Annotated in this window: 3 protein-coding genes; all 3 read left to right on the top strand. The window is 65.5% G+C overall.

All coding sequences use genetic code 11. The features are described from left to right. Positions 1–374: hypothetical protein (locus F615_RS19140; RefSeq protein ID WP_019562413.1), on the top strand; the 374-nt coding region annotated here is incomplete at its 5' end. Further along, positions 361–981, top strand: a complete 621-nt coding sequence (locus F615_RS0117410; RefSeq protein WP_019562414.1) for a GIY-YIG nuclease family protein — start codon at positions 361–363, stop codon at positions 979–981. The genes F615_RS19140 and F615_RS0117410, both read left to right, overlap by 14 nt. After that, a partial coding sequence (locus F615_RS0117415) for an AAA family ATPase (RefSeq protein WP_026330424.1) occupies positions 981–1,235 on the top strand: 255 nt, incomplete at its 3' end. The genes F615_RS0117410 and F615_RS0117415, both read left to right, overlap by 1 nt.

The raw sequence follows: 1,235 nt of genomic DNA on the forward strand, positions 1-1,235 counted from the left end.
TCAAGCAGGCGCGCGCCAAGTTCGACGCCGCGCTCGATGCGGCTTACGGCGAGCAGGCCCGTGCTGCACGCATCGAGGCCGGCAAGGACTTCGGCATCGTGCACCTGCAGGACGGGCTGCTTCGCGTGACGGTCGAGGTCCCGAAGCGCGTGTCCTGGGACCAGGCGCAACTGGCCGCCATCGCCCGGCGCATCGCCGCCGCCGGCGAGAAGGTCGAGGACTACCTCGACGTCGAGTACTCGGTGTCCGAGTCCCGTTTCAACAACTGGCCGCCCGCCTTGCGCGCCGGGTTCGAGGCCGCCCGCACCGTCAAGCCCGGCAAGCCCACGTTCCGGTTGTCGATCGATGAGGAGGCTGGCCATGCGAGCGCCTGACTTCTGGCTTATCGACGACGACGTGAACGCAGCCTTGGCCTTTGCCTCGTCGCTGCCCCGCGCCGATGGGTTGGGCTATGTCTACGTGTTGGCCCTTTCCAACGGCACTTGCAAGCTTGGCTCGACGACCAATCTGGCGCAGCGCCTGGCCCAACACCGCACTGAAACCGCGCGCTACGGCGTATCGATCTGGCGCAGCCTGACCACTCGTCCGCACTTCAACTATCGGGCCGTCGAGTCTGGTGCCCTACGGTGGCTAGGCAACGACGGACGAAGGGAAGTTCTCCCGAACGATTTGTCCACCGTGCGTCGGGCAGTCGAAGCCCAGACACTCGAATGGACCGTGCCGGAGGATTACGCAGCACGACACCGCAGTGCGTGGGCTCTTTGCAACAAGCTGATGCGCAATATCGCGGCCGGACTTGGGATCACCTCCCAAGGTGAATTGACGCTCGAAGCCAGTCGTCTCTTGGATGCACACGTCGAGTTGGGGCGCCGCACAGGCCTGTCCGAGACCGAAGGCATGTTCAACGCCTTGGCCGTCATCGAAGCCACGACCGGGCTCGATCTTCGCGCACTGCGCGCAGTATTGCTGGAGGTGCAGTGATGGAGCGACGTCTTCCCATCATCACCGCCGATCAGCGGCTGCGCGAGAAGCAGGGCGTGAAGCTCGTGCTTCTAGGCAAGAGCGGCATCGGCAAGACCAGCCAGTTGAAGACCCTGCCCGAAGCCTCGACCCTGTTCGTCGACCTCGAGGCCGGGGATCTGGCCGTCAAGGACTGGCGCGGCGACTGCGTGCGCCCGAGCACCTGGCCGGAGTTCCGCGATCTCGTGGTGTTCCTGGCCGGCCCGAACCCGGCG

The sequence above is a fragment of the Caldimonas manganoxidans ATCC BAA-369 genome (assembly GCF_000381125.1).
Taxonomy (GTDB): Bacteria; Pseudomonadota; Gammaproteobacteria; order Burkholderiales; family Burkholderiaceae_C; genus Caldimonas; species Caldimonas manganoxidans.